This is a genomic window from Kitasatospora xanthocidica (genome assembly GCF_014656195.1).
Lineage (GTDB): Bacteria > Actinomycetota > Actinomycetes > Streptomycetales > Streptomycetaceae > Kitasatospora > Kitasatospora xanthocidica.
The window spans coordinates 336,917-361,496 of the sequence record NZ_BNBY01000005.1 but is presented as its reverse complement, the minus strand read 5'-3'; the positions used below and the strand labels follow the sequence as shown (position 1 = coordinate 361,496).

At 73.1% G+C, this 24,580-nt stretch carries 21 protein-coding genes; 14 read left to right on the top strand and 7 right to left on the bottom strand.

Features of this window, described 5'->3' with window-relative positions; all coding sequences use genetic code 11:
- Window positions 1–298 precede the first annotated feature (298 nt).
- Entirely contained in the window at window positions 299–1,918 is a 1,620-nt protein-coding gene (locus IE332_RS11970; RefSeq protein WP_229928527.1) for a M4 family metallopeptidase, read from the top strand.
- 439 nt (window positions 1,919–2,357) lie between these two features.
- The gene (locus IE332_RS11965) at window positions 2,358–3,983 is read left to right on the top strand and encodes a M4 family metallopeptidase (protein ID WP_189915760.1); all 1,626 of its coding nucleotides are present in this window, start codon (window positions 2,358–2,360) and stop codon (window positions 3,981–3,983) included.
- Window positions 3,984–4,128: 145 nt separating this feature from the next.
- Here IE332_RS11965 and IE332_RS11960 read toward each other — a convergent pair whose 3' ends face one another.
- Window positions 4,129–4,440 carry a DUF3817 domain-containing protein gene (locus IE332_RS11960; protein ID WP_229928526.1) on the bottom strand — a complete coding sequence of 104 codons (312 nt, stop codon included), beginning with the start codon at window positions 4,438–4,440 and terminating at the stop codon, window positions 4,129–4,131.
- Window positions 4,441–4,745: 305 nt separating this feature from the next.
- On the opposite strand from IE332_RS11960, the gene IE332_RS11955 reads away from it, so the two are divergent.
- From IE332_RS11955 to IE332_RS11935, 5 genes are all read left to right on the top strand, one after another.
- On the top strand, window positions 4,746–5,543 hold the full coding sequence (locus tag IE332_RS11955) for a DUF2127 domain-containing protein (protein ID WP_189915759.1): 798 nt from the start codon (window positions 4,746–4,748) through the stop codon (window positions 5,541–5,543).
- A gap of 103 nt (window positions 5,544–5,646) precedes the next feature.
- The gene (locus IE332_RS11950) at window positions 5,647–6,285 is read left to right on the top strand and encodes an AIM24 family protein (protein WP_189915758.1); all 639 of its coding nucleotides are present in this window, start codon (window positions 5,647–5,649) and stop codon (window positions 6,283–6,285) included.
- Window positions 6,285–6,935 carry an AIM24 family protein gene (locus IE332_RS11945; protein ID WP_189915757.1) on the top strand — a complete coding sequence of 217 codons (651 nt, stop codon included), beginning with the start codon at window positions 6,285–6,287 and terminating at the stop codon, window positions 6,933–6,935. The genes IE332_RS11950 and IE332_RS11945 overlap by 1 nt, the downstream gene beginning before the upstream one ends.
- A 251-nt stretch (window positions 6,936–7,186) precedes the next feature.
- On the top strand, window positions 7,187–7,996 hold the full coding sequence (locus IE332_RS11940; protein ID WP_229928554.1) for an AIM24 family protein: 810 nt from the start codon (window positions 7,187–7,189) through the stop codon (window positions 7,994–7,996).
- Between the two features lie 40 nt (window positions 7,997–8,036).
- A complete protein-coding gene (locus IE332_RS11935) occupies window positions 8,037–8,552 on the top strand; it encodes a MarR family winged helix-turn-helix transcriptional regulator (protein ID WP_189915755.1) in 516 nt (171 codons plus the stop codon).
- Window positions 8,553–8,664: 112 nt separating this feature from the next.
- Here the strand turns inward: IE332_RS11935 and meaB are convergent, their stop codons facing one another.
- Window positions 8,665–9,621 carry a methylmalonyl Co-A mutase-associated GTPase MeaB gene (gene meaB, locus IE332_RS11930; protein WP_189915754.1) on the bottom strand — a complete coding sequence of 319 codons (957 nt, stop codon included), beginning with the start codon at window positions 9,619–9,621 and terminating at the stop codon, window positions 8,665–8,667.
- 81 nt (window positions 9,622–9,702) lie between these two features.
- Window positions 9,703–10,896, bottom strand: coding sequence for an acetyl-CoA C-acetyltransferase (locus tag IE332_RS11925; protein WP_189915753.1), 1,194 nt, complete (start codon window positions 10,894–10,896; stop codon window positions 9,703–9,705).
- Between the two features lie 245 nt (window positions 10,897–11,141).
- Here IE332_RS11925 and mce point away from each other — a divergent pair, with 245 nt between their 5' ends.
- From mce to IE332_RS11910, 3 genes are all read left to right on the top strand, one after another.
- On the top strand, window positions 11,142–11,582 hold the full coding sequence (gene mce / locus IE332_RS11920; RefSeq protein ID WP_189915752.1) for a methylmalonyl-CoA epimerase: 441 nt from the start codon (window positions 11,142–11,144) through the stop codon (window positions 11,580–11,582).
- 510 nt (window positions 11,583–12,092) lie between these two features.
- The gene (locus IE332_RS11915; protein ID WP_189915751.1) at window positions 12,093–16,919 is read left to right on the top strand and encodes a polarized growth protein Scy-related protein; all 4,827 of its coding nucleotides are present in this window, start codon (window positions 12,093–12,095) and stop codon (window positions 16,917–16,919) included.
- A gap of 107 nt (window positions 16,920–17,026) precedes the next feature.
- Window positions 17,027–17,956, top strand: a complete 930-nt coding sequence (locus IE332_RS11910; protein WP_189915750.1) for a coiled-coil domain-containing protein — start codon at window positions 17,027–17,029, stop codon at window positions 17,954–17,956.
- Window positions 17,957–18,057: 101 nt separating this feature from the next.
- On the opposite strand, the gene IE332_RS11905 is transcribed toward IE332_RS11910, so the two are convergent.
- Both IE332_RS11905 and IE332_RS11900 read right to left on the bottom strand, forming a co-directional pair.
- Window positions 18,058–18,369, bottom strand: coding sequence for a hypothetical protein (locus tag IE332_RS11905; protein WP_189915749.1), 312 nt, complete (start codon window positions 18,367–18,369; stop codon window positions 18,058–18,060).
- Complete coding sequence (locus tag IE332_RS11900; protein WP_189915748.1) at window positions 18,366–19,163, bottom strand: alpha/beta fold hydrolase; 798 nt, start codon at window positions 19,161–19,163, stop codon at window positions 18,366–18,368. Before IE332_RS11900 ends, IE332_RS11905 begins: the two co-directional genes overlap by 4 nt.
- A gap of 92 nt (window positions 19,164–19,255) precedes the next feature.
- Between IE332_RS11900 and IE332_RS11895 the strand changes: the two genes are divergently transcribed.
- Window positions 19,256–20,260 (top strand): ABC transporter ATP-binding protein, encoded by a 1,005-nt coding sequence (locus IE332_RS11895; RefSeq protein WP_189915747.1) that lies wholly within the window; start codon window positions 19,256–19,258, stop codon window positions 20,258–20,260.
- A gap of 1 nt (window position 20,261) precedes the next feature.
- A complete protein-coding gene (locus IE332_RS11890; protein WP_189915746.1) occupies window positions 20,262–21,029 on the top strand; it encodes an ABC transporter permease in 768 nt (255 codons plus the stop codon).
- Between the two features lie 44 nt (window positions 21,030–21,073).
- On the opposite strand, the gene IE332_RS11885 is transcribed toward IE332_RS11890, so the two are convergent.
- Window positions 21,074–21,400, bottom strand: coding sequence for an Rv1322 family protein (locus tag IE332_RS11885; protein WP_189915745.1), 327 nt, complete (start codon window positions 21,398–21,400; stop codon window positions 21,074–21,076).
- Between the two features lie 391 nt (window positions 21,401–21,791).
- On the opposite strand from IE332_RS11885, the gene IE332_RS11880 reads away from it, so the two are divergent.
- Window positions 21,792–22,940 carry an LLM class flavin-dependent oxidoreductase gene (locus IE332_RS11880; RefSeq protein WP_189915860.1) on the top strand — a complete coding sequence of 383 codons (1,149 nt, stop codon included), beginning with the start codon at window positions 21,792–21,794 and terminating at the stop codon, window positions 22,938–22,940.
- A gap of 105 nt (window positions 22,941–23,045) precedes the next feature.
- On the opposite strand, the gene IE332_RS11875 is transcribed toward IE332_RS11880, so the two are convergent.
- On the bottom strand, window positions 23,046–23,438 hold the full coding sequence (locus IE332_RS11875; RefSeq protein ID WP_189915744.1) for an SCO5389 family protein: 393 nt from the start codon (window positions 23,436–23,438) through the stop codon (window positions 23,046–23,048).
- 482 nt (window positions 23,439–23,920) lie between these two features.
- Here IE332_RS11875 and nucS point away from each other — a divergent pair, with 482 nt between their 5' ends.
- Complete coding sequence (gene nucS / locus IE332_RS11870) at window positions 23,921–24,580, top strand: endonuclease NucS (RefSeq protein ID WP_189915743.1); 660 nt, start codon at window positions 23,921–23,923, stop codon at window positions 24,578–24,580.

The following is a 24,580-nucleotide window of genomic DNA, read 5'->3' as shown; positions in this document are numbered from 1 at the left end:
CAGGCCTCGGTTCGGACGGTAACCCGCTGCAAGGCGGGGTGATTCGCCCGGTTCGTCCGTCCGTTCACATTGCTTCGTTCTGGCGGGACTTGGCCAATCCATGAGCAAGACCTGTCATTTGATTTGCTCGATTGTCATGCTTTCCGCCAACCCCGTTCGACAGCCACCACCCCCACCCACCGGTGGCGAAGCCCGGGGCCCTGCACGTCAGCGCCCGTCCCGCCCCGAAGGTGCCGAACCCGGCCCCCGGGACGAGGTGCGACCGCGCCCACACGCGGTTCTCCGGAAGGACTCGTCCGTGAAGCGAAAGCTCGCCGCAGTCGCCGTCATCTCCGCCACCGCCCTGCTCACGGGCGTCGTCCAGGCCAGCACCGCGGCCATCGCGGACCCGGCCCCGCACTCCCAGGCCGCCGACCTGATCGCCCTGGCCAACGGCCAGGCCGCCAAGGTGGCGCACGCCCTGGGCCTGGGCGGCCAGGAGAAGCTGGTCGCCAAGGACGCCCTGGTGGACGCCGACGGCACCCGCCACTTCCGTTACGAGCGCACCTTCGCCGGGCTCCCGGTCCTGGGCGGCGACCTCGTGGTGCACCAGAAGGCGGACGGCTCGACCACCTCCGTGGACAAGGCCACCGGCGCGACGATCGCCCTGCCGAGCCTCACCCCGCAGATCCCCGCCGACAAGGCCGCGGCCCAGGCCACCGGCGCCGTCCAGTCCACCGTCGGCGTCACCGCCGACAAGGACGAGGCCCCGCTGACGGCGGTGCACCAGACCGGCAAGGCCGAGCTCGTGGTCTGGGCCACCGACGGCAGCCCGCGCCTGGCGTACCGCACCACCGTCGAGGGCGAGCGCGCCGACGGCACCCCGAGCCGCCAGCTGCTGGTCACCGACGCGGCGAGCGGCCAGGTGCTCTCCACCCACGAGGAGGTGCAGACCGCCTCCGGCACCGGCAAGGGCGTCTTCGTCGGCACCGTCCCGCTGACCACCACCCAGAGCGGCTCCAGCTTCCAGCTGAAGGACGCCAGCCGCGGCGGCCAGGCCACCTACACCCTGAAGGGCCGCACCTCCGGCTCCGGCACCCTGGTCGCCAACTCGACCGACAGCTTCGGCAACGGCCTGTCCTCCAACGCGGAGTCCGCCGCCGTGGACGCCCAGTTCGGCGCCGCCGCCACCTGGGACTTCTACAAGAACACCTTCGGCCGCAGCGGCATCAAGAACAACGGCGTCGGCGCGGCGAGCCGGGTCCACTACGGGCGCAACTACGTCAACGCGTTCTGGGACGACAGCTGCTTCTGCATGACCTACGGCGACGGCACCAGCAACACCCACCCGCTGACCGAGCTGGACGTGGCCGGCCACGAGATGAGCCACGGCGTCACCTCGGCCACCGCCAACCTGAACTACTCGGGCGAGTCCGGCGGCCTCAACGAGGCCACCTCGGACATCTTCGGCACCATGGTCGAGTTCTACGCCAACCTGCCCGCCGACAAGCCGGACTACCTGATCGGCGAGCTGATCGACATCAACGGCGACGGCACGCCGCTGCGCTACATGGACCAGCCCTCCAAGGACGGCTCCTCGGCCGACTACTGGTCCCCCTCGGTCGGCAACCTGGACGTGCACTACTCCTCCGGCGTGGCCAACCACTTCTTCTACCTGCTCGCCGAGGGCAGCGGCGCCAAGACCATCAACGGCGTCAACTACAACAGCCCGACCTCCAACGGCTCGACCCTCGCCGGCATCGGCCGGGACAAGGCCGCGCAGGTCTGGTACAAGGCGCTGACCACCTACATGACCTCCAGCACCAACTACGCCGCCGCCCGCACGGCGACCCTGAAGGCCGCCACCGACCTGTACGGCGCGAACAGCGCCGAGTACAACGCGGTCGCCGCCACCTGGGCCGCCGTCAACGTCAACTGACGTACGGCGCAGCCTGACCGGACGCCCGGGGCCCGCGGAGGGCAGGCCCCGGGCGTCCGCCTGTCTCCGGGCGTCCGGCTGCCCGAGGGTGCCCGGGCGTTCGCCTGCCTCCGGCCCGTCAAGGCCGACCGGCTGGCGGAGTCCCGCCAGGGGGACGAACAGCCCATACCGGGCAACCGGCGGCAACCGAACCATCCGTACCGGGACTGGCGACTCCTGGCCAATCCCCGTACGCGGCCTGTCCATTGCTGCCAACAATTGTCATGCTTCTGACCAGGTCCCGTCCGACCTCCGTCACCCCCACCCATCAGGCGGAGCGTCAGGAACCGCACGGGAGCAGCACGTCCGCGCCCTACCGCCCCACGGCGTCAACCCCGACGCCCCGGTACGCGGCGCACCCGCACGCACCCGCGGGTCTCGTGGAAGGAACCCCCTGTCCATGAAACGAAAGCTGACTGTCGGAGCCGTACTCTCCGCCACCGCCCTGCTGGCCGGCGTCGTCCAGATCGCCGCCGCCCCCGCCCAGGCCGCCGCCCCCGCGCCCGGGCAGCAGCAGTCCGCGCTGCTCGCGTTCGCCGCCGGGCAGAGCACCCCGGTCGCGCAGGCCCTGGCCCTCGGCGGCCAGGAGCAGCTGGTGGCCAAGGACGTCGTGGTGGACCGGGACGGCACCCGTCACCTCCGGTACGAGCGGACCTACGCCGGCCTGCCGGTGATCGGCGGCGACCTGGTCGTCCACCAGAAGGCCGACGGCACGGTCGGCTCGGTCGACCGCGCCTTCGCCGGCCGGCTGTCCGTGCCCTCCCTCACCCCGGGCCTCGCCGCGGGCCAGGCCGCCGAGCGGGCCACCGCCGCGGTGCGCGCGACGGTCGGCATCGCCGCCGACGAGGACGAGGCGGCGCTCAGCCGGGTCGACGGCGCCGGTGCGGCCGAGCTGGTCGTCTGGGCGGCCGACGGCGCCCCGCGGCTGGCCCACCGCACGGTGGTCACCGGCGAGCGGGCGGACGGCACCCCGAGCCGCCAGGACGTCGTCACCGACGCGGCCACCGGCCAGGTGCTCTCCAGCCAGGAGCACGTGCAGACCGCGACCGGCACCGGCAAGGGCGTCAACGTCGGCACCGTCACGCTGACCACCACCCAGAGCGGTTCCAGCTACCAGCTGAAGGACGCCTCCCGGGGCAACCAGTCCACCACCGACCTCAAGGGCGGCACCTCGGGCAGCGGCACGCTGTTCACCAACACCACCAACTCCTGGGGCAACGGCCTGCCGTCCAACCGCGAGTCCGCCGGTGTGGACGCCCAGTACGGCGCCGCCGCCACCTGGGACTACTACAAGAACACCTTCGGCCGCAGCGGCATCAAGAACAACGGCGTCGGCGCCGCCAGCCGGGTCCACTACAGCACCAACTACGTGAACGCGTTCTGGGACGACTCCTGCTTCTGCATGACGTACGGCGACGGTTCCGGCAACACCCACCCGCTGACCGCCATCGACGTCTCCGGCCACGAGATGAGCCACGGCGTCACCTCCGCCACCGCCGGCCTGATCTACTCCGGCGAGTCCGGCGGCCTCAACGAGGCCACCTCGGACATCTTCGGCACCATGGTCGAGTGGTCGGCCAACCTGGCCGCCGACCCCGGTGACTACCTGATCGGCGAGAAGCTCAACATCAACGGCAACGGCACCCCGCTGCGCTACATGGACAAGCCCTCCAAGGACGGCGCCTCGGCCGACTACTGGTCCTCCACCGTCGGCAACAAGGACGTCCACTACTCCTCCGGCGTCGCCAACCACTTCTTCTACCTGCTCTCGGAGGGCAGCGGCGCCAAGGTCATCAACGGCGTCAGCTACAACAGCCCGACCTCCAACGGCTCGACGGTGACCGGCATCGGCCGGACCAAGGCGGCGGCCATCTGGTACCGCGCGCTGACCGTCTACATGACCTCCACCACCAACTACAAGGCCGCCCGCACCGCGACCCTCAAGGCTGCCGGCGACCTGTACGGCACCACCAGCACCGAGTACAAGACCGTGGCGGCGGCCTGGAGCGCCGTGAACGTCAACTAGCGACCCACCGGCGCCCCGGGCGGGAACGCGAGCCGCCCGGGGCGCACCCCGGACCATCCCCGGTAAGAAACGGCGACAGGCTGCCGCGGCCCTTTGGGAGAGGAGGCCGCGGCAGCCTGTCGACCGTCCACTTCGCGAGCCGCGGTCAGGCGGTGGCGGCCTTCAGCTCGCCGCGCTCCTCGCGGCCGAGCATCCGCTCCGCGACGAAGCCGCCGCCGGGCAGCACCGAGAGCACGAACAGCAGGACGCCGCGCTTGGCGTCCCACTTCTGCGACTGCCAGGCCTGGATCCAGAAGACCACGTACAGGATGAACAGGATCCCGTGGACCATGCCCATCACCGGGACGCCGTCGAAGGACGTGGTCCGCTTCAGCACCGAGCAGATCAGCAGCAGGACGAACGAGACCCCTTCGGGGCCGGAGACCAGGCGCAGGCGGTGGACGGCGCTGCTGTTCACGTGGGATACCTCGATACGGGGGTCGGCGGCGCGGGCACGCTTGTGAAGCGACTCACAAGCCTTTCCGGCCATTATCACCGAGCACACGTCCGACTCCCCGGCCGGGGGTGGGCTCCGTGCCCGATCTCACAGCACCCGCCTCCCTCCTCAGCCGGCCCCGCTCCCCGCCCGGAGCCTCCGTGTCACAGCTGTGTGCCGGAACACGGCCGAGCACGGCCGCCCGTCACCGGGACCCCCTATCCTGCTGCCCGCGCGCCCCACCGATCCGGGCGCCGGAAGCATCACGCCACGGGGGTAGTCAGCACATGTTCAAGCGTGACTGGGACCGCAGGACCTGCGCCAAGCGCGGCCACATCACCTACGCGCCGACCGAGCCCGAGCTGGCGTCCCGGCTGCACGCCGCCACCGCCGTCGGCGACGCCTGGCGCTGCCTGCGCTGCGGCGACTTCGCGCTCGGCGCCCCGCACGGCACCGGCCCCGCCGGGGACGCGCCGCTGGTGCCGCGCGGCAAGGCGCTGCGGGACCTCTTCATCCTGCGCTTCCTCGCCGTCGAGCGGGTGCTGCGCGGGCTGCTGATCATCGTGGTCGCCTGGGCCGTGTGGAAGTTCTCCAACAGCCAGGACGCGGTGCACCGGGTCTTCGACGAGAACCTGACGGTCTTCCGGCCGGTCACCGACCACTTCCACTGGGACCTCGAACACGCCCCGATCGTCGAGACGATCCGCAAGACCTTCGACTTCAAGAAGAGCACCCTGCTGATCGTCGCGGGCTCGCTGCTCGCCTACGCCGTGATCGAGATCGTCGAGGCGGTCGGCCTCTGGCTCAACAAGCGCTGGGCCGAGTACCTGACCGTGGTCGCCACCGCGGCCTTCCTGCCGCTGGAGGGCTACGAGCTGAGCCACCACGTCAGCGCGGTGAAGATCTGCACCCTGGTGCTGAACATCGCCGCGGTCCTGTGGATCATGCTCTCCAAGCGCCTGTTCGGGCTGCGCGGCGGCGTGGTGGCCTTCGAGGCGGAGCGCCACTCGGCCTCGCTGCTGGAGGTCGAGCAGGCGGCCGGCACGGTTCCGCACCCCGGACACGGCGCGCACGCCCGGCACTGACCGGCCTTTCGTCCCGGCACTGACCGGCGGTTTCGTCCCAGCCCGGTACCAGTCCGGCCCCGCACTCTCCCCGGGCCACGGCCGCAGCGGCTAGATTGCGGCCGTGGCACAGTTCAGACTCCAGGGATCGCGAGTGCTCGCCGTCGACTTGGGCGGGGACGCCGTCAAGGCCAGACACGGCGCCATGGTCGCCTACACCGGGCAGATGGCCTTCAAGAAGCTGACCGGCGGCGGGGACGGCCTGCGCGGCATGGTCGCCCGCCGGCTCACCGGCGAGAAGATGACCGTCATGGAGGTGAAGGGCCAGGGCACCTGCTACTTCGCCGACAAGGCCACCGAGATCAACCTCGTCCGGCTGAACGGCGAGGCGCTGTACGTCGAGGCGGACAACCTGCTCTGCACCGAGTCCGCCCTGCACACCGGCACCAGCTTCACCGGCCTCAACGGCATGTCCTCCGGCAACGGCCTGTTCACCACCAAGGTGGAGGGGCACGGCTGGGCCGCCCTCACCTCCAACGGACCCGCCATCATCCTGCGGGTCGACAAGAGCATGCCGCTGCGGGTGGACCCGGGCGCGTACGTCGCCCACACCGGCAACCTGCACCGCAGCCTCAAGTCGGGCGCCGGCTGGACGACGGTGATCGGCGAGGGCGGCGGCGAGGCCGTCCAGGTCGAGTTCACCGGCGAGGGCCTGGTGTACGTGCAGCCCTCCGAGAAGATCACCATCGGAGGTGACGTCTGATGGGCTTCACGAAGATCAACGGCAAGATGGTCGAGGCCCAGGTGGTGCCCGGTCAGCGGCTGTTCAGCCAGCGCGGCGCGATGCTCGCGTACAGCGGCGACGTCCGCTTCACGCCGAACATCACCGGCGGTCAGGGCGGCGTGATGTCGATGATCGGCCGCCGGGTGGCCAACGAGGACACCCCGCTGATGACCGTCGAGGGCCAGGGCCGGGTGATGTTCGGCCACGGCGGCCACCACGTCCACGTGATCGACCTCTTCGGCGACACCCTGTACGTCGAGGCGGACCGGCTGCTCGCCTTCGAGGGCACGCTGCGCCAGTCCACCATGTTCATGGGCTCGCAGGGCGGGGTGATGGGCATGGTCCGCGGCCAGGTCACCGGGCAGGGCCTGTTCACCACCAAGCTGGAGGGCAACGGCTCGGTCGCGGTGATGGCGCACGGCGGCGTCTTCGAGCTGCCGATCGTCCCCGGCCAGGACGTGCACGTCGACCCGCAGGCGTACGTGGCGCACCGCGGCGACGTCCGCAACAAGCTGTCCACCGCGCTCGGCTGGCGCGACATGATCGGCCGCGGCTCGGGCGAGGCGTTCCAGCTGGAGCTGTCCGGGCAGGGCGCGGTGTACGTCCAGGCGAGCGAGGAGAAGCTCTGATGTCCTACCCGCCGCAGCCCCCGTACGGGCAGTCGCCGCACGACCAGCAGACCCAGCCGGGCTTCGCCGTCCCGCAGCCGCCCCCGCCGGGCTACGGCCCGCAGCCGGGCTACCCGGCGCCGGGCGGCCCGCAGCAGGGCGGGTACCCGCAGCAGGGAGGCTACCCCCAGCAGGGCGGCTACCCGACGCCCCCGCCCCAGCAGCCCCAGCAGTCGTACGCCCAGGAGCAGTTCGGCGGCCCGGTCGCCCCGCTGCCGACCGCCCAGGGCGGCGCGGGCCCGGTGGTGCACGACGTGTACAGCCTGCCGGTCAACGACAACGTCAACCCGTACGCCTTCTCGGTTGAGCTGAACGGGTCCTACTTCCTGCAGAAGGGCAAGATGGTCGCCTACTACGGCGACATCACCTTCAAGGGCGTCGGTGCCGGGATGGTCGACCGGATGCTCGGGCAGCACTTCAACTCGCCGATGCACGCGTCGGACTGGGTGGTCGCCGAGGGCCGCGGCAAACTGCTGCTGGCCGACCGGGCGTTCGACCTCAATTCGTACGACCTGGAGGACGGCAACCTGACCGTCCGCTCCGGCAACCTGCTCGCCTTCGACCCGACGCTGCGGCTCAAGCAGTCGATCATCCCGGGCTTCCTGACCCTGATCGGCACCGGCCGGTTCGTCGCCGCCTCCAACGGGCCGGTGCACTTCGTGGAGCCGCCGATCCGGGTGGACCCGCAGGCGCTGGTCGGCTGGGCGGACTGCCCGGCGCCGTGCCACCACTACGACCACGACTACATGCACGGGCTGATCGGCGGCATCCGGCGGCTGACCGGCATCGGCGGCGCCTCCGGCGAGGAGCACCAGTTCGAGTTCATCGGCGCCGGGCAGGTGCTGCTGCAGTCCAGCGAGAAGCTGATGGCGGAGCGGTCGGTGGGCCAGGTCGGGGCCGAGGCGGGCGTCCCGGTCGGCGGCGTGCCGTCCCAGCCGGGCACGGGCGGCCACGGCGGCGGCAACCCCAACATCCCGGGGCTGGGTAACCTGGGCGACCTCGGCCGACGTTTCGGCCTGTAAAGTCGTACAAGATTGAACTAAATCGGCTATGCTAGGTCCCATGGATACGCACACGATCGACACTGCGGACAACCCTCCGTCGCAGCCCGAGGAGGAAACTCCCTGGCTGTCCGCCAGGGAGCAGCGGATGTGGCGCGCCCATCTGGAGGTCTCCAAGCTGCTGGAGTACCAGCTCAGCCGCGAACTCCAGCCCCACAGCCTGGCCATCAACGACTACGAGATCCTCGTCGTGCTCTCCGAGGCCCCGGACCGCCGGATGCGGATGACCGACCTCGCGACCGCCACGCTGCAGTCGAAGAGCCGGCTCTCCCACCAGATCACCCGGATGGAGAACGCCGGCCTCGTCCTCCGCCAGGAGTGCCCCGGCGACCGGCGCGGCCTCTACGCCCACCTCACCGAGCAGGGCTGGGAAACCATGCAGCGGGTCGCCCCGGACCACGTGCGCAGCGTCCGGGCCCACTTCATCGACCGCTTCACCCCCGAACAGCTCGACGCCATGTTCGAGGCCCTCGCCCCGATCGCCGACCACCTCCGCGGCCTCCGCGGCCGCCCGTAGGCACCACCCGCTCCCCCGGAGGGCGGGGCCGTGGACACCACCACGGCCCCGCCCTCCGCGGCACCGGCCCCACCGCCCCGAAGCGGCGACGGCGTGACAGAGCCGGGGTGGCTCAGGTCTGGGTGAGGCCGGCGACGAGTTCGTCGGCGGCGCCGTAGGGGTCGAGATCGCCGGCGGCGACGCGTTCGGCGAGCGCGGCCAGGTGGCGGTCCCCGCGGAGGTCGCCGATCCGGGCGCGCAGTTCGGCGAGGGCGATGGCCTCGATCTCCTCGGCCGCCCGGCGGCGGCGCCGCATCGCGAGTTCGCCGTGCTCCTCCAGCCAGGCACGGTGCTTCTCCAGCGCCTCGACCACCTCGTCGACGCCTTCGCCGCGGGCGGCGACGGTCTTCACGATCGGCGGGCGCCAGTCCCCCGCCTCGCGGGCCTCGCCGAGGCCCAGCATGTGGTTGAGCTCCCGCGCGGTGGCGTCGGCGCCGTCCCGGTCGGCCTTGTTGACCACGAAGAGGTCGCCGATCTCCAGGATCCCGGCCTTGGCGGCCTGGATGCCGTCGCCCATGCCGGGGGCCAGCAGCACCACGGTGGTGTCGGCCTGGGCGGCGACCTCGACCTCGGACTGCCCCACGCCGACGGTCTCGACCAGGATGACGTCGCAGCCGGCCGCGTCCAGGACCCGCAGGGCCTGCGGCGCCGCCCAGGAGAGTCCGCCGAGGTGGCCGCGGGTGGCCATCGAGCGGATGAACACCTCGGGGTCGGTGGCGTGGTCCTGCATCCGGACCCGGTCGCCCAGCAGCGCGCCGCCGGAGAACGGCGAGGACGGGTCGACGGCGAGCACCCCGACCCGCTTGCCGAGCCGCCGGTAGGCGGAGACCAGCGCCGAGGTGGAGGTGGACTTGCCGACGCCGGGCGAGCCGGTGAGGCCGACGGTGTAGGCCCGGCCGGTGTGCGGCGCGAGCGCGGCCATGACCTCCCGCAGCTGCGGGGCGGCGTTCTCGACCAGCGTGATCAGCCGGGCGACGGCCCGCGGCCTGCCCTCCCGGGCCTGTTCGACCAGTGTGGGGACATCGATCATCAGGAGCTCCTAGGGTGCGGACGCCGAAGGGGCTGCGGACCGCTTGTGGCGGTCCGCAGCCCCGAAGATCAGATCAGCTGATCAGGCCTTCGGGACGCGCACGATGAGCGCGTCACCCTGGCCACCGCCGCCGCACAGGGCGGCCGCGCCGACCCCGCCGCCACGGCGCTGCAGCTCCAGCGCCAGGGTCAGCACCACCCGGGCACCGGACATGCCGATCGGGTGGCCGAGCGCGATCGCCCCGCCGTTGACGTTGACGATGTCCGCGGAGACGCCCAGGTCCTTGGAGGACTGGTACGCGACGGCCGCGAACGCCTCGTTGATCTCGATCAGGTCGAGGTCGGCGACCTCCAGCCCCTCCTTGGCCAGCGCGTGCTTGATCGCGTTGGACGGCTGCGACTGCAGCGAGTTGTCCGGGCCGGCCACGTTGCCGTGCGCGCCGATCTCGGCGATCCAGGTCAGGCCCAGCTCCTCGGCCTTGGCCTTGCTCATCACGACCACCGCGGCGGCGCCGTCGGAGATCTGCGAGGCGGTCCCGGCGGTGATCGTGCCGTCCTTGGTGAAGGCCGGGCGCAGCTTGGCCAGGCTCTCGACGGTGGTGTCCGCGCGGATGCCCTCGTCCTGGCTGAACAGCACCGGCTCGCCCTTGCGCTGCGGGATGGCGACCGGGACGATCTCGGCCTCGAAGACGCCGTCGGCCTGCGCCTTGGCGGCCCGCTGGTGCGAGGCGGCGGCGATCTCGTCCTGGATCTCGCGCGGGATGCCGAGGCGGGCGTTGTGCTTCTCGGTGGACTCGCCCATCGGGATGTTCTCGTAGGCGTCGGTCAGGCCGTCGTGCGCCATGGCGTCGAGCATCTCGATCGCGCCGTACTTGAAGCCCGCGCGGGACTTCGGCAGCAGGTGCGGGGCGTTGGTCATCGACTCCTGGCCGCCGGCCACGACGACGTCGAACTCGCCGGCGCGGATCAGCTGGTCGGCCAGCGCGATGGCGTCCAGGCCGGAGAGGCAGACCTTGTTGATGGTCAGCGCCGGCACGTTCATCGGGATGCCGGCCTTGACGGCGGCCTGGCGGGCCGGGATCTGGCCGGCGCCGGCCTGCAGCACCTGGCCCATGATCACGTACTGGACCTGGTCCCCCGTGATGCCGGCCCGCTCCAGGGCGGCCTTGATGGCGACGCCGCCGAGCTCGGCACCGGAGAAGCCCTTGAGGGATCCGAGCAGGCGACCCATCGGGGTCCGTGCACCGGCAACGATCACAGAGGTGGTGTTGGTCATGGGACGGGCCCCTTCGCACGTCGTGGCCAGGTGAGGATGCGCTCAATGTACTGACCTGTTACCCGCCCGTCACCGGAGCGACGGTGTGATCGAGCGCACTGGCACCCTCCAGTCAACACCGTGCCGACGCGGTCCGGGTGAACCCCGCAGCGTGTGAGCAGGCTCGCACGTCCGGCACTGGCGTCCGCCGCGGGCCATGCGCTGCACTGGGTGCCACCCTTGTCCCCTACCCACCGGAGGTCCCCGTGCTGACCCGGATCGACCACATCGGCATCGCCTGCCGAGACCTCGACAAGACGGTCGAGTTCTACCGCGCCACCTACGGCTTCGAGGTCTTCCACTCCGAGGTCAACGAGGAGCAGGGCGTCCGCGAGGCCATGCTCAGGATCAACGGGACGGACGACGGCGGCGCCTCGTACCTCCAGCTGCTGGAGCCCACCCGGCCCGACTCCACCGTCGCGAAGTGGCTGGAGAAGAACGGCGAGGGCGTGCACCACATCGCCTTCGGGACCGCCGACGTGGACGGCGACGCCGAGGCGATCCGCGGCAAGGGCGTCCGGGTCCTCTACGACGAGCCGCGGATCGGCTCGATGGGATCGCGGATCACCTTCCTGCACCCGAAGGACTGCGGCGGGGTGCTGACCGAGCTGGTCACCTCCGCACAGAACGCCCACGAGGAGCACTGATCGTCCACCGGATCGCCCCCCGGGTGCCGCACGCTCCGGCGGCACCCGACGGCCCGTCGGTCATGACCCGTCAGTAACCTGGCCGGAAGAGCCGGAAAACCCCCATGCGGCCATTCCCCCGCGGTGCGGGCCCACTACAATGCCCAGGTGCGCGAAGACTCCGGGGGACGGAGGCGACGGGCACGGCCGAAGACTGGCCCGTCCGCCCTGCGGCGGTCGGCCCGTCGCAAGGGGAGTCCATTACGCGGGCACGGCTGAACAGTCGCTAGACGGATCTGTCACCATTCTCCACAAGGCAAGAGTTCGCCCAGGAGTCCACCCGGACGGGGGAACGCGGTACCCCGCGCTCCCACGCCCCGGATTCCGACGACCGCGGAGTGCGGCCCCGGCTTGGAAAGGGGCCGTCCACCTGCTGCGGATGCAAGGACCAGTCGGAGCCGACGCCCGGGACACCGGAGCCCGGAACCGGCCGGGTCGAGGACGCGACCAGGAGATGGATGGGACCGCGGAGTGCGGGGCAACGACCGCTACGAGGCTGACGATCACCTCTCCCAGTTCGAGGCCGAGATGGGTCGGACTCGGAAGGAGCGGGACAAGGCAGTCGAGCATGCCGAGGACCTCGCCTACCAGGTCGAGGTGCTCCGGGCGAAACTGCACGAGTCCCGTCGCATGCTCGCCCAGCCGCGCGCCTTCGACGCCGTGTCCGGCCAGGCGGAGCAGATGCTCCGCACCGCCGAGATGCAGGCCCAGCAGCTGCGCGCCGACGCCGAGCGCCAGCTGCGCGACTCCCAGGCCGCGACCCAGCGGATCATGGCCGAGGCCGCCGAGCGCACCGCCCGGCTGGAGGCCGAGCTCGCCGCGCGCCGCCGCCAGCTGGAGGACGAGCTCGCCGAGCTGCGCCGCAGCGCCGAGCAGCACGTCAACGGCTGGGCCGAGCAGACCAGGGCCGGCTCCGAGCAGGAGGCCCAGCGCCTCCTCCAGGAGGCCCGCGCCGAGTCCGAGCGGATGGTCGCCGCCGCCCGCGCGGAGGCCGTCGCCCTCGCCGACCAGGCCCGCGCCCAGACCGCCGCCGACGTGGACGCCGCCCGCGGCGAGGCCCACGCCGCCGCCGAGGCCGCCCTCCAGCGCGCCCAGACCGACGCCGAGCGGCTGCTGCGCGCCGCCTCCGAGCAGGCCCAGCAGGCCGGCGCCCAGCTCGCCGCCGACGTCGACGCCGCCCGCGGCGAGGCCCAGCAGCAGCTGGCCGCCGCCCACGCCGCCGCCGAGCGCCAGCTCCTCGCCGCCCGGGCCGAGATCGACCAGCTCAAGGCGCGGGCCGCCGACGAGCAGGCCCGGGCCGAGCAGCAGCTCACCGCCGCCAAGGCCGAGATAGAGCGGCTGCGCGCCGAGGTCATCGCCGAGGCGGAGCGCACCCGCGTCGAGGCCGCCGCGCTGCGCGCCCAGGCCGAGCAGGCCGCCGAACAGCTGCAGGCCGACGCCGAGGCCGCCGCCGTCCGCAAGGTCGCCGACGGCGAGGCCGCCAACGAGCAGCGCTCGCAGACCGCCCGGGCCGAGGTCGCCCGGATGGTGGCCCAGGCCACCAAGGAGGCCGACGCGATCCGCGCCGAGGCCGAGGCCGTACGGACCACCGCCGCCACCCGGCAGGCCGAGGCCGACGCCGCCAAGGCCGCCGCCGCCGAGGAGAGCGAGCGGCTGCGGGCCACCGCCGAGTCGGTCGCCGCCGAGCTGCGCGCCGACGCCGAGGCCGCGATCGCCGAGCTGCGCGCCCGGGCCGAGCGGGACGTCGCCGAACTGCGGGCGCAGGCCGACGCCGACGCCCGGCGCCTGCGCGGCGAGGCCGAGGAGGAGGGCCGGGCGGCCGCCGCCAAGGACGCCACCGTCCAGCTCGCCAAGGCCGCCAAGACCGCCGAGGAGGTGCTCGGCCGGGCCAACCAGGACGCCGAGACCGCCCGGAGCGAGGCCTCCGCCGAGGCCGAGCGGATCCGCACCGAGGCCGCCGCCGAGGCCCAGCGCCTGCGCGAGCAGGCCCAGGCCGCCGTCGAGCAGGCCCAGAACGCCGCCCTGGACGACGCCGCCGCGATCCGCGAGCGGATCGAGCAGATGCAGGACGAGGCGGCCCGGCTGCGCGCCGAGGCCGAGGAGCTGCGCGCCCAGGCCGCCGCCGAGGCCGAGCGGGTCCGCGGCGAGGCCCGCCGGCAGGCGGTGCTGCAGATCGAGGAGTCGGCGAAGAACGCCGAGGAGCTGCTCACCAAGGCGAAGGCCGACGCGGACGAGCTGCGCGCGGGTGCCGCGGGCGAGATCGAGCGGCTGCGCGAGCAGGCGCAGGAGCAGGCCGCCGAGACCCAGGGGCGGGCCGAGCAGACCCTGACCAGGGCGCGGGCCGAGGCCGGGAAGATCACCGCCGCCGCCGAGCAGCAGAGCCAGGACGCGCTCGCCGCCGCCAAGGCCGCGGCCGCCGAGAACCGCGCCGCCGCCGAGCGCGAGACCGCCGAACTCCGGCGCGAGGCAACCGAGTTCGACCAGCGGGTGCGGGCCGAGGCGGCCGCCGCCGCGGAGACCGTCAGCGCCGAGGCGCAGGCCGGGGCGAGCGCGGTGCGCGACGCCGCGGCGGCCGACGCCGAGCGGGTGCGCACCGAGGCCGACACCGAGGCCGCCCGGACCCGGGCCGAGGCCGAGGCCGCCGCGAACGCGCTGCGCGAGGAGAGCCGCCGCGAGCGCGAGGAGGCCTCGGACGGGCTGCGCCGCGAGCGCGAGGAGACCTCCGACCAGCTGGCCGCCGCCAGGACGGCGCGCCAGCAGGCCGAGCACACCGCCGCCGAGGTCCGCGAGGCCGCCGACGCCCACGCCGCGGAGGTGCGGGCCGAGGCCGAGCAGGCCGCCGGCGAGCTGCGCGCCCTCGCCCAGCGCGAGACCACCCAGCAGCGCGAGGCCGCCGACCAGTACGTCACCGAGGTCCGCACCGCCGCCGAGACGTACGCCGGCGACACCCGCGGGAACGCCGACGCCTACGCCGCCGAGGTGCGGGCCGAGGCCGAGCAGGCCGCCGGCGAACTGCGCGCCCTCGCCCAGCGCGAGACCACCCAGCAGCGCGAGAGCGCCGAGGCCTACGCCGACCGCGTCCGCGCCGAGGCCGAACAGCACGCCGCCGAGCTCACCGAGCGCACCGCCACCGAGACGACCGAGCAGCGCGAGGCCGCCGACCGGTACGCCACCGAGGTCCGCACCGCCGCCGAGACCTACGCCGCCGACGCCCGCGAGGTGGCCGACGGCTACACCGCCGAGCGCCGCGCGGCCGCCGACGAACTGCTGGAGCGGGCCGAGGCCACGGCCGAGCAGCGCCGGGCGGACGCCGCCAAGGACGCCAAGGCCACCCGCGAGAAGGCCGCCGCCGAGCTGGCCCTGGCCGACGAGCAGGCCTCGACCGTCCGGGCCGAGGCCGGCCGCGAGCTGTCCGAGGCCCGCGCCACCGCCGACGACATCCGGGCCGAGGCCGCGGCCGAGCTGGAGCAGGCCCGGGCCGACCGTGCGGAGCTGATCGCCGCCGCCAAGGCCGAGGGCGCCGAACTGGTCGCCGTCGCCGAGGAGGAGGCCGCCGACGTCCGCCAGTCGGTGGCCGGCATGTACGAGGCCGCCGCCGAGCAGATCGCCGCGCTCAAGGCCACCGCCGAGCAGGAGGCCGACGAGGTCCGGGAGGCCGCCGAGCAGGCCGCCACCGAGCTTCGCGTACTCGCCGAGCGCGAGACCGCCGAGCAGCGCGAACTCGCCGACCGGGAGACCGCCGACCTGCGGGCCGCGGCCGACGCGTACGACGCCGAGGTCCGCGAGCTCGCCGAGCGCGAGACCGCCGAGCAGCGCGAGCTCGCCGAGCGCGAGACCGCCGACCTGCGGGCCCGTACCGACGCGGAGACCGCGGCCCTGAGCGAGCAGACCGAGCTGGAGCTGGCCGCCGAGCGGGAGGCCGCCGAGGCCGAGCTGGGCCGGCAGCGCGCCGAGGCCCAGGCCTACGACAAGCAGCTGCGCGCCGACGCCGAGGCCGAGCTGCGCGCCGCCCAGGAGGCCGCCGAGCAGCTGCGCGCCGACGCCGGGGCGCAGGCCGCCCGTACGGTGGCCGAGGCCGAGGCCCAGGCCGCCCGCACGGTCGCCGACGCCGAGGAGCTGGCCGCCGGGCTGCGCGCCGAGGCCGAGGAGTACGCCCTCGCCACCCGCACCCTGGCCGACGACTACGACAGCGACACCCACGCCCGCGCCGACGCGTACGACGCGGAGACCAGGGAGGCCGCCGAGCAGTTCGACAAGGCCACCCGCGAGCACGCCAAGTCCGTGCTGGAGAAGGCCTTCGCGGACGCCGAGGCGCTCGGCGAGGACGCCCAGACCACCGCGCTGGCCACCACCGCCGCCGCCGAGGAGCAGGCGGACGCGATGGTCGCCGCCGCCCGCAAGGAGGCCGACCGGCTGGTCGCCGCCGGCGAGGCGGCCGGCCAGGGCGAGGTCGAGAAGGGCCGCTCCGACGCCGACGCGCTGCTCGCCGAGGCCCGCCGGGACGCGACCGCGATCCGCGAGCGCGCCGAGGAGCTGCGCGAGCGCACCGACGCCGAGGTGGAGGCGCTGCACGAGCGGGCCCGCAAGGAGAACGCGGCGGCCATGAAGTCGGCCGGCGAGCGGGTGGACGCGCTGGTGACGGCCGCCCAGGAGCAGCTGACCGAGGCCGAGGAGCAGGCGGTGGCGACCGTCGCCGAGGCCGAGGACCGCGCCGCCGCCCTGGTCGCGGCCGCCGAGGACCGCGCGTCCGAGCTCACCTCGGAAGCCTCCGCGGAGGCCAGCAAGGTCCGCCTGTCCGCGGTCCGCAAGGCCGAGGGCCTGCTCAAGGAGGCGGAGACCAAGCTCTCCACCTCCACCGACCGCGCCGAGGCGCTCATCGAGAAGGCGGAGGCGAAGCTGGCGTCGGCCGAGGCCGAGGCCGAGGAGCGGCTGGACGAGGCGGCGACCGAGGCGGAGAAGCGGCTGCGGGACGCCGACCGGGCCGCGGACGAGCAGGTCGAGCTGGCGAAGGCGGAGGCGGAGCGGCTGCTCGCCGAGGCGAAGGCCGAGGCCGAGCGGGTCACCGACGAGGGCCGGCGCGAGCTGGACGAGCTGGTGCGCCGCCGCAAGGACATCAACACCGAGATCTCCAGGGTCCAGGACGTGCTGTCCGCGCTGGAGGCGTTCGAGGCACCATCACCGGTCGCACAGGCCAACGGGGGAAGTAGTACCAAGAAGGACGGGGGCGCCAAGGCCGGTGCCGGAGTTGGCTCCCCCCGGTCGGGTGGCAATCGTTCCAAGAACGCACCACCCGATTGAGCGGACATTGTCCGCGGGACAACGGCATTTCGCCGTCGACACTCCGGTACCGTGTCAGGATTCCCTCAACCACCTCAGCGGTTTGACGACAGGAAGCCCAGAACCCCATGAGCGACAGTCACTCCCCTCACGGCTTCGACCTGGTGCGCCGTGGGTACGAGCGCGCCCAGGTCGACGAGCGGATCACCAAGCTGGTGGCCGACCGTGACAGTGCCTTGACCCGGATCAGCGCGCTGGAGAAGCGCATCGAGGAGCTCCACCTGGAGACGCAGACCGCCCAGGCGGCGGTCGTCGAGCAGGAGCCCTCGTACGCCGGTCTCGGAGCCCGCGTCGAGAAGATCCTGCGACTCGCCGAGGAGGAGGCCAAGGACCTGCGCGACGAGGCGCACCGCGCCGCCGAGCAGCACCGCGAGCTCGCCGAGGCCGCCGCCCAGCAGGTCCGCACCGAGGCCGAGAACTACGCCAAGGACCGCAAGGCCAAGGCGGAGGACGAGGGTCTGCGGATCGTCGACAAGGCGAAGAGCGACTCCGCCCAGCTGCGCGCCGAGGCCAACAAGGACGCCCAGAACAAGCGCGAGGAGGCGGACGCCCTCTTCGAGGAGACCCGCACCAAGGCCGCCCAGGCCGCGCTGGAGTTCGAGACCAACCTGGCCAAGCGCCGGGAGCAGTCCGAGCGCGACCTGGCCGCCCGTCAGGCCAAGGCCGAGAAGCGTCTGGCCGAGATCGAGCACCGGGCGGAGCAGCTGCGCCTGGAGGCCGAGAAGCTGCGCACCGACGCCGAGCGCCGCGCCCGCCAGACCGTCGAGACGGCCCAGCGCCAGTCCGAGGACATCGTGGCGGACGCCAACGCCAAGGCCGACCGCATCCGCAGCGAATCCGAGCGCGAGCTGGCGGCGCTCACCAACCGCCGCGACAGCATCAACGCCCAGCTGACCAACGTCCGCGAGATGCTGGCGACGCTGACCGGCGCGGCCGTGGCCGCCGCCTCGCTGCCGAACGACGACACCATGGGCGTGCCCGCCCAGCAGTCGCGCTGACGCCGCACCCCTGTCGTACCCCAGGCCCTCACCCCCACGGGTGAGGGCCTGTCGGTTGTCCCGCCGTCATCACCTCGGGCACTTCTGCCGCCGGACCGGACCTACCGGGGGTAGGCGCCGTCCGGCCGCTGGTGCCCGCTGCTGAGCTGGTTGCCGTCGTCGTCGGAGACCGTGCCGAACCAGGAGGTGCACCAGACCGACACCGAGTCGGGCCAGTACTGCACCTCGAAGGGGTGGCCGGACCCGTGGTCGCCGTAGGAGGTGACGATGAAGGTCTCCCCCGGGCGCAGCCAGTAGTCCTCGCCGAGCGGTTCCAGGGTGAGTTCGACCAGCACCTCGCTGCGGTTGGTCACGGGCATCCGGCCGGTCACCTCCAGCGCCGAGAAGTCCCAGGAGGCCGCGTCATCGCTCATCCGGCGGCCACCCGGCGCAGCAGGGAGCGGACGGCGGCGTCGAAGGCCCCGGGCGCCTCCAGGGGGCTCAGGTGGCCCACGCCGGGGAGGACGGTCAGCTCGGCGTCCGGGCGGGCCCGCAGCATCCGTTCGGCCTCCTCCGGGGCCACCAGGGCGTCCTGGGCGCCCGCCACGAGCGCGACCGGCACCCGCAGGCCGGCCAGTACGTCCAGCGTGTCCGGACGGGCCGCCATGGCCCGCTGGGCCCAGGCGACGGAGGCGGGCGGCGCGGCGGCGACCATCGCCTGCACCCGCTCCACGAGGTGCTGGGAGTCCGGCCCGAGCTGCCCGGCCGCCACCCGCTCGTCCAGCAGCAGCTGCACGCTGTCCCGCGCGGTGACGGCGGCGGCGATCCGCTCCCGGTTGGCCCGTACGGCGTCGGTGTCGGCGGTGGCGCGGGTGTTGGCCAGCAGCAGGCCGGACAGCCGTCCGGGGTGGCGGCGGGCGAGGGCCAGCGCCACGTAGCCGCCCATGGAGATCCCGCAGACCACCGCGCGCTCGATCCCGGCCGCGTCCAGCAGCAGAGCGAGGTCGTCCGCGACCGCGTCCAGCGAGGGCTCGTCAGTACCCAGCTCGGTCCCGCCGAACCCTCTCTGGTCGGGGGCGAGCACCCGGGCCCCGTCCCCGGTGAGTCCGGGCAGCGTGTCCAGCTGGGATGACCACATCGAGGCGTTCATCGGAAAGGCGTGCAGCAGCACGAGGGGTGTTCCGGTACCGCTCTCGCGGACCGCCACCGCGGATGGGAGCTCGCTCATGCGCCCACCGTATTCCGGCACGCCCACCGAGCCCACTCAGCGGGCCGCGATATCCCCTTTGTCCTAGCCTGACAAGGAGTAAGGGAGCGCGAATGATCGAGTTGCACGAGCTGACAAAACGTTACGGCAAGACGCTCGCGGTGGACCGGCTCAGCTTCACCGTCCCCCGCGGGGTGGTGACCGGCTTCCTCGGCCCGAACGGCGCCGGCAAGTCCACCACCATGCGCATGATCCTCGACCTCGACCGCCCCACCGGCGGCCGGGTCACCATCGACGGCAAGCGCTACGAGCAGCTCAGCGAGCCGCTCAAGTACATCGGTGCCCTGCTGGAGGCCAAGGCCGTCCACCCCGGCCGCACCGCCCGCGACCACCTGCTCTGGCTCGCCCAGAGCAACCGGATCCCGGAGCGCCGGGTGGACGAGGTGCTCGCCCTGGTCGGCCTCACCCCGGTGGGCCGCAAGCGGGCCCGCGGCTTCTCGCTCGGCATGGGCCAGCGCCTGGGCATCGCCTCCGCCCTGCTCGGCGACCCGGAGATCGTCATGTTCGACGAGCCGGTCAACGGCCTCGACCCGGAGGGCATCCTCTGGATCCGCAACCTGATGAAGCGGCTCGCCGGCGAGGGCCGGACCGTCTTCGTCTCCTCCCACCTGATGAGCGAGATGGCCGTCACCGCCGACCACCTGGTGGTCATCGGCCGGGGCCGGCTGCTCGCCGACATGCCGATGCCGGAGTTCATCCGGCGCAACTCCCGCTCCGCGGTACGGCTGCGCACCCCCGAGCCCGAGCGGCTGCTGGACGTGCTGGCCGGCGCCGGACTGCGGCACGAGGCGGGCCCGGACGGCTCCTACGAGGTGGTCGACGGCGACCTCGCCCGGCTCGGTGAACTGGCCGCGGCCAACGGCCTGGTGCTGCACGAACTCAGCCCGCAGCAGGCCTCGTTGGAGGAGGCGTTCATGCAGATGACGGCCGACTCGGTGGAGTACCACGCGGGCGACGGACCGGGCCGGGACGCGGCCGGAGCGCCCGGCACCTGGGGGGCCGGCTGGCAGGCGGACGGCGCCCGGCACACCGCCGCGGCCCGACAGGAGGAGAACTGAGATGGCGTCCTTCCCGGCGGTCCTGCGCTCCGAGTGGACGAAGATCCGCAGCGTCCGCTCGACGGTCTGGACGCTGGCGCTGGCCTTCGTCGTCACCGTCGGCATCGGCGCGCTGCTGTCCCTGCTCACCAACAACAACTTCACCGAGTTCCGCCGCAACGAGCAGTCCCCGTTCGACGCCACCGGCACGGCCTTCGCCGGCATCATGCTCGGCGAACTGGCCATCATCGTCTTCGGCGTGCTGGCGATCGGCAACGAGTACAGCAGCGGCATGATCCGGGTCACCCTGGCCGCCGTCCCGCAGCGCACCACCCTGCTCGGCGGCAAGGCGACGGTGCTCGGCGGGCTCGCCCTGGCCGTCTCGCTGGTGACGGCCTTCGTCACCTTCTTCGTCGGCCAGGCGCTGCTCGGCTCGCACTCCACCTCGCTCGGCGAACCGCACGTGCTGCGCGCGGTGTTCGGCGCCGCGCTCTACCTGACGATGCTCTGCCTGTTCTCGGCAGGCGTCACCACGATGCTGCACAACCAGACGCTCGCGCTCGGCGTGCTGGTGCCGTTCTTCTTCCTGCTCTCGCCGATCCTCTCGGCGGTGCCGAAGGTCAAGACCCTGGCCCACTACTTCCCCGACTACGCGGGCTCGCGGATGCTGCTGGTGTACGAGCAGCACGGCCAGCCGTACGGGCCGTGGGCCGGCTTCCTCATCTGCCTGGCCTGGACGGCCGCCGCCCTGGCCGGCGGGGCGCTGGTGCTCAAGAAGCGCGACGCCTGAGGAAGCCCCCGTGCCCGAACGCGCGCCCGGGGACCGGGCCGGGTTCAGTACCGCGGAGCGCCGCGCCCCCGCAGGATGTTGGAGGCCCGGCGCTCCCGCGCTCCCCAGCACGCGCGGTGCCAGTGCCGCCGGTCGTCCACGCCCGCGCCGTGCATCGGCCAGGCCACCACGTGGCCCACTCCCGGCGGGATCTCCTGGTCGCAGCCCGGGCAGCGGTAGAACCGGCCGGCCGTCCCGGCGACGGTCTGGACCACCCAGTCCTCGCCCTGGTAGTTCTCGGTGCGGCGCAGCGCCCCACCGAGCGGGGCGGCGGCCGGCTCGGCGCTCTCACGGGGGGCGGCGCTCTTGATCCGGTTGCGGCGCGGCGACACGGCGGACTGCCTCTCTTCCGGGGCTCTGGGCCGTTCCAGCCTACGGCCGGCGGACCCCCGCGACGGCCACTATCACGGCTCCGGCCGGCACTCCGCGGTTTTTGCCGAGATCCACCCGATCATCGGGGAAATTCGGGGTTCGACGTGCCGTTGGCACATGACATCCGATACCCACAAGGGGAAGAGGCGGGGCTCGCAGACCCTGCGCGCACCCGAGGAGGCCCCAAGGATGACCAAGACCAGCGCCCGTGCCGAGACCCGCCGACCCGTCGGGGTCCGGCCGCCCGCCCCCGGCCCGATGCTGACCACCGTCCCGCAGGTGACGGCCGTCCCGGGCGATCCGCTGCCGACGGCGCAGCGCGCGGGGGCGCTCCCGGCGGACACCGCGCCGGTGCGGGTCGGCCTGTTCCTGCTGTCCGCGCAGTTCCCCGGCCAGACCCACGGCGAGGCGCTGGAGCGCACCGTCCGGTCCACCGTCGAGGCGGAACGCGCGGGCCTGGACAGCGTCTGGCTCGCCGAGCACCACTTCGTCCCGTACGGGGTCTGCCCGGACGCCGCGACGCTCGCCGGGCTGCTGCTCGGCCGCACCCGCCGGATCGGCGTCGGCACCGCGGTCAGCGTGCTCTCCACCCGGCACCCGGTGGCGCTCGGCGAGCAGGCCGCGCTGCTGCACCTCACCTCCGGCGGACGCTTCACGCTCGGGGTCGGCCGCGGCGGGCCCTGGATCGACCTGGACGTGTTCGGCGACGGCCCGGGCGCCTTCGAGCACGGCTTCCCGGAGCGGCTGGACCTGCTGCTGCGCTGGCTGCGCGGCTCCCGGGTCGGCGCGGACGGCCCGCAGTTCGCCTTCCCCGAGGTGGCGGTGGTGCCGCGGGCCACCGAGCCCGTCCGGCGGCCCGCGCTGAGCAACTGGCTCGGCTTCGGCGAGCAGTCCGGCCCGGTGCGCTTCCCGCGCCAGCGGCAGGACGAGGAGGGCCTCGGCGAGGAACTCACCGCCGCCGGACGGCCGGTGGCCGGTCCGCCGGTGGTGGTCGCCTGCACCTCGCCGGGCGGGGTGAAGCTGGCCGCCGAGCGCGGGCTGCCGATGCTGCTCGGCATGCACTCCGGCGACGAGGACAAGCTGCGGATGCTGGAGCTCTACCGCACCGCCTGGCTGGCCGCCGGGCGCGGCGAGGAGCAGCTGCGCCGGGTGACCCGCCAACACGTGGCGGCCGGGGTGGCCCAGGTCGACGACCGCGCCGCGGCGGCCCGGTCCACCCTGCTGAACGCGATGCCCGGCTGGTTCGAGTACGGGCTCGGCGCCCACCGCACCGTGGACGGCCGCGAGCGCAAGATGCGCGACCCGCGCGAGTACACCGAACTCCTCTGCGACCTGCACGCGGTGGGCACCCCGCGACAGTGCGCCGACCGGCTGCTGGCCACCGCCGAACGGACCGGCATCCGCCGGTTCGCCCTGCTCGCCGAGGGCAGCGGCGACCACGAGGCGACCCTGCACAACATCGCCCGGCTCGGCTCCGAGGTCCTGCCGCAGCTGGGCTGACCGGGGCCCGCCGCCGACCGGACCGGGCCGCCGCCCCTCCCCCCGCACCGGGGGACGGGGGCGGCCGGCGCGGCGGCCGCACCGTACTGGTCGAGCGCCGGGCGCTCAGCAGTCCCGCAGTTCCTCGGACTGGTTGAGCAGCTGCTCCCGGACGGAGGTGAAGCGCGTGAACCGCGCGTCGTTGGCCTCCGACGGCAGGAACACCGCCACCCGGTGACAGTTCTGGAAAGCCAGCCGCACGCCGAAGTGACGCTGCAGGGCGCCCCGGATGGCATCGCTGGCGAGCGCCCGCAGCAGCTGGCCACGGGCCTGCTCGCTGGGCGGCGGTACCTGGTTGTCGGCGAAGTCGGTGCCGTCGACCTTCGCCTGGGCGACCAGCGAGCTGATCAGGTCCCAGGCGTACGGCAGGGAGACGCGGACGCAGTCGACGAATTCCCGCTCGTCGACCTCGCCCCGCTCGGCCTTTTCCAGCAGGGCCGGTGAGACGTCGAGCGACATGGATTCTCCTCTCGCGGTCCACCCGCGCGGCGCCCGGGTGGTCATGCGTAGTCCAAGCTCAGGTGAGGGTGGGCGAAATCGCGTGTGGTGTCCGGAACACCGTGGGACGGGGGTTGCCGGCACCTCGCAATCAGCGACGGCGGGCACGGGACGTGACGTCCCGAACACCGACAGCGCTCAGAACAGCGTGGCAGTCAACGGCGGAGCAGGCCGGTCATTCCTGCGGATTGCTTCGGAAATACGCCGTGGTACACCAGATTGGCCGGATCCTGTCGGATCGTTCATCTGAAGTCTCCATCCCCGTTGACAGCGATCCCGCAAGCATGCCGTCACACACCGTAGCGACCCGATGGGATGGGCGCCAGACCTCGACGGAACGGGAGCGGAAGCGCGGAACCTCCATGTTCGCGGGGTTCGCGCTTTCTTCACCCCGTCGTCGCGGAATCGCATCAACTGGCCCCGGTGGGCTAGCGTGGTCGACCGTGCGTCTCGTAATTGCCCGCTGCTCAGTCGACTATGCCGGTCGGCTCTCCGCCCATCTGCCCTCCGCCACCAGGCTCATCCTGGTCAAGGCCGACGGCAGCGTCAGCATCCACGCCGACGACCGCGCCTACAAGCCGCTCAACTGGATGTCCCCGCCGTGCGTCCTCAAGGAGGCCGACGGGGTCTGGACGGTGGAGAACAAGGCCGGCGAGAAGCTCATCATCACGCTGGAGGAGGTGCTGCACGACTCGTCCCACGAACTCGGGGTGGACCCGGGCCTGATCAAGGACGGCGTCGAGGCACACCTCCAGGAGCTGCTCGCGGACCGGATGGAGGTGCTCGGCAGCGGCTGGTCGCTGATCCGCCGCGAGTACCCGACCGCGATCGGCCCGGTCGACATCCTCTGCCGCGACGCCGACGGCGCCACGGTGGCCGTCGAGATCAAACGCCGCGGCGAGATCGACGGTGTCGAGCAGCTCACCCGCTACCTCGAACTCCTCAACCGGGACCCGCTGTTGGCCCCGGTGAAGGGCGTCTTCGCCGCGCAGGAGATCAAGCCCCAGGCCCGTGTGCTGGCCACCGACCGCGGCATCGGCTGCGTGGTGCTGGACTACGACGAGCTGCGCGGCATCGACGACGACAAGCTCAAGCTGTTCTGA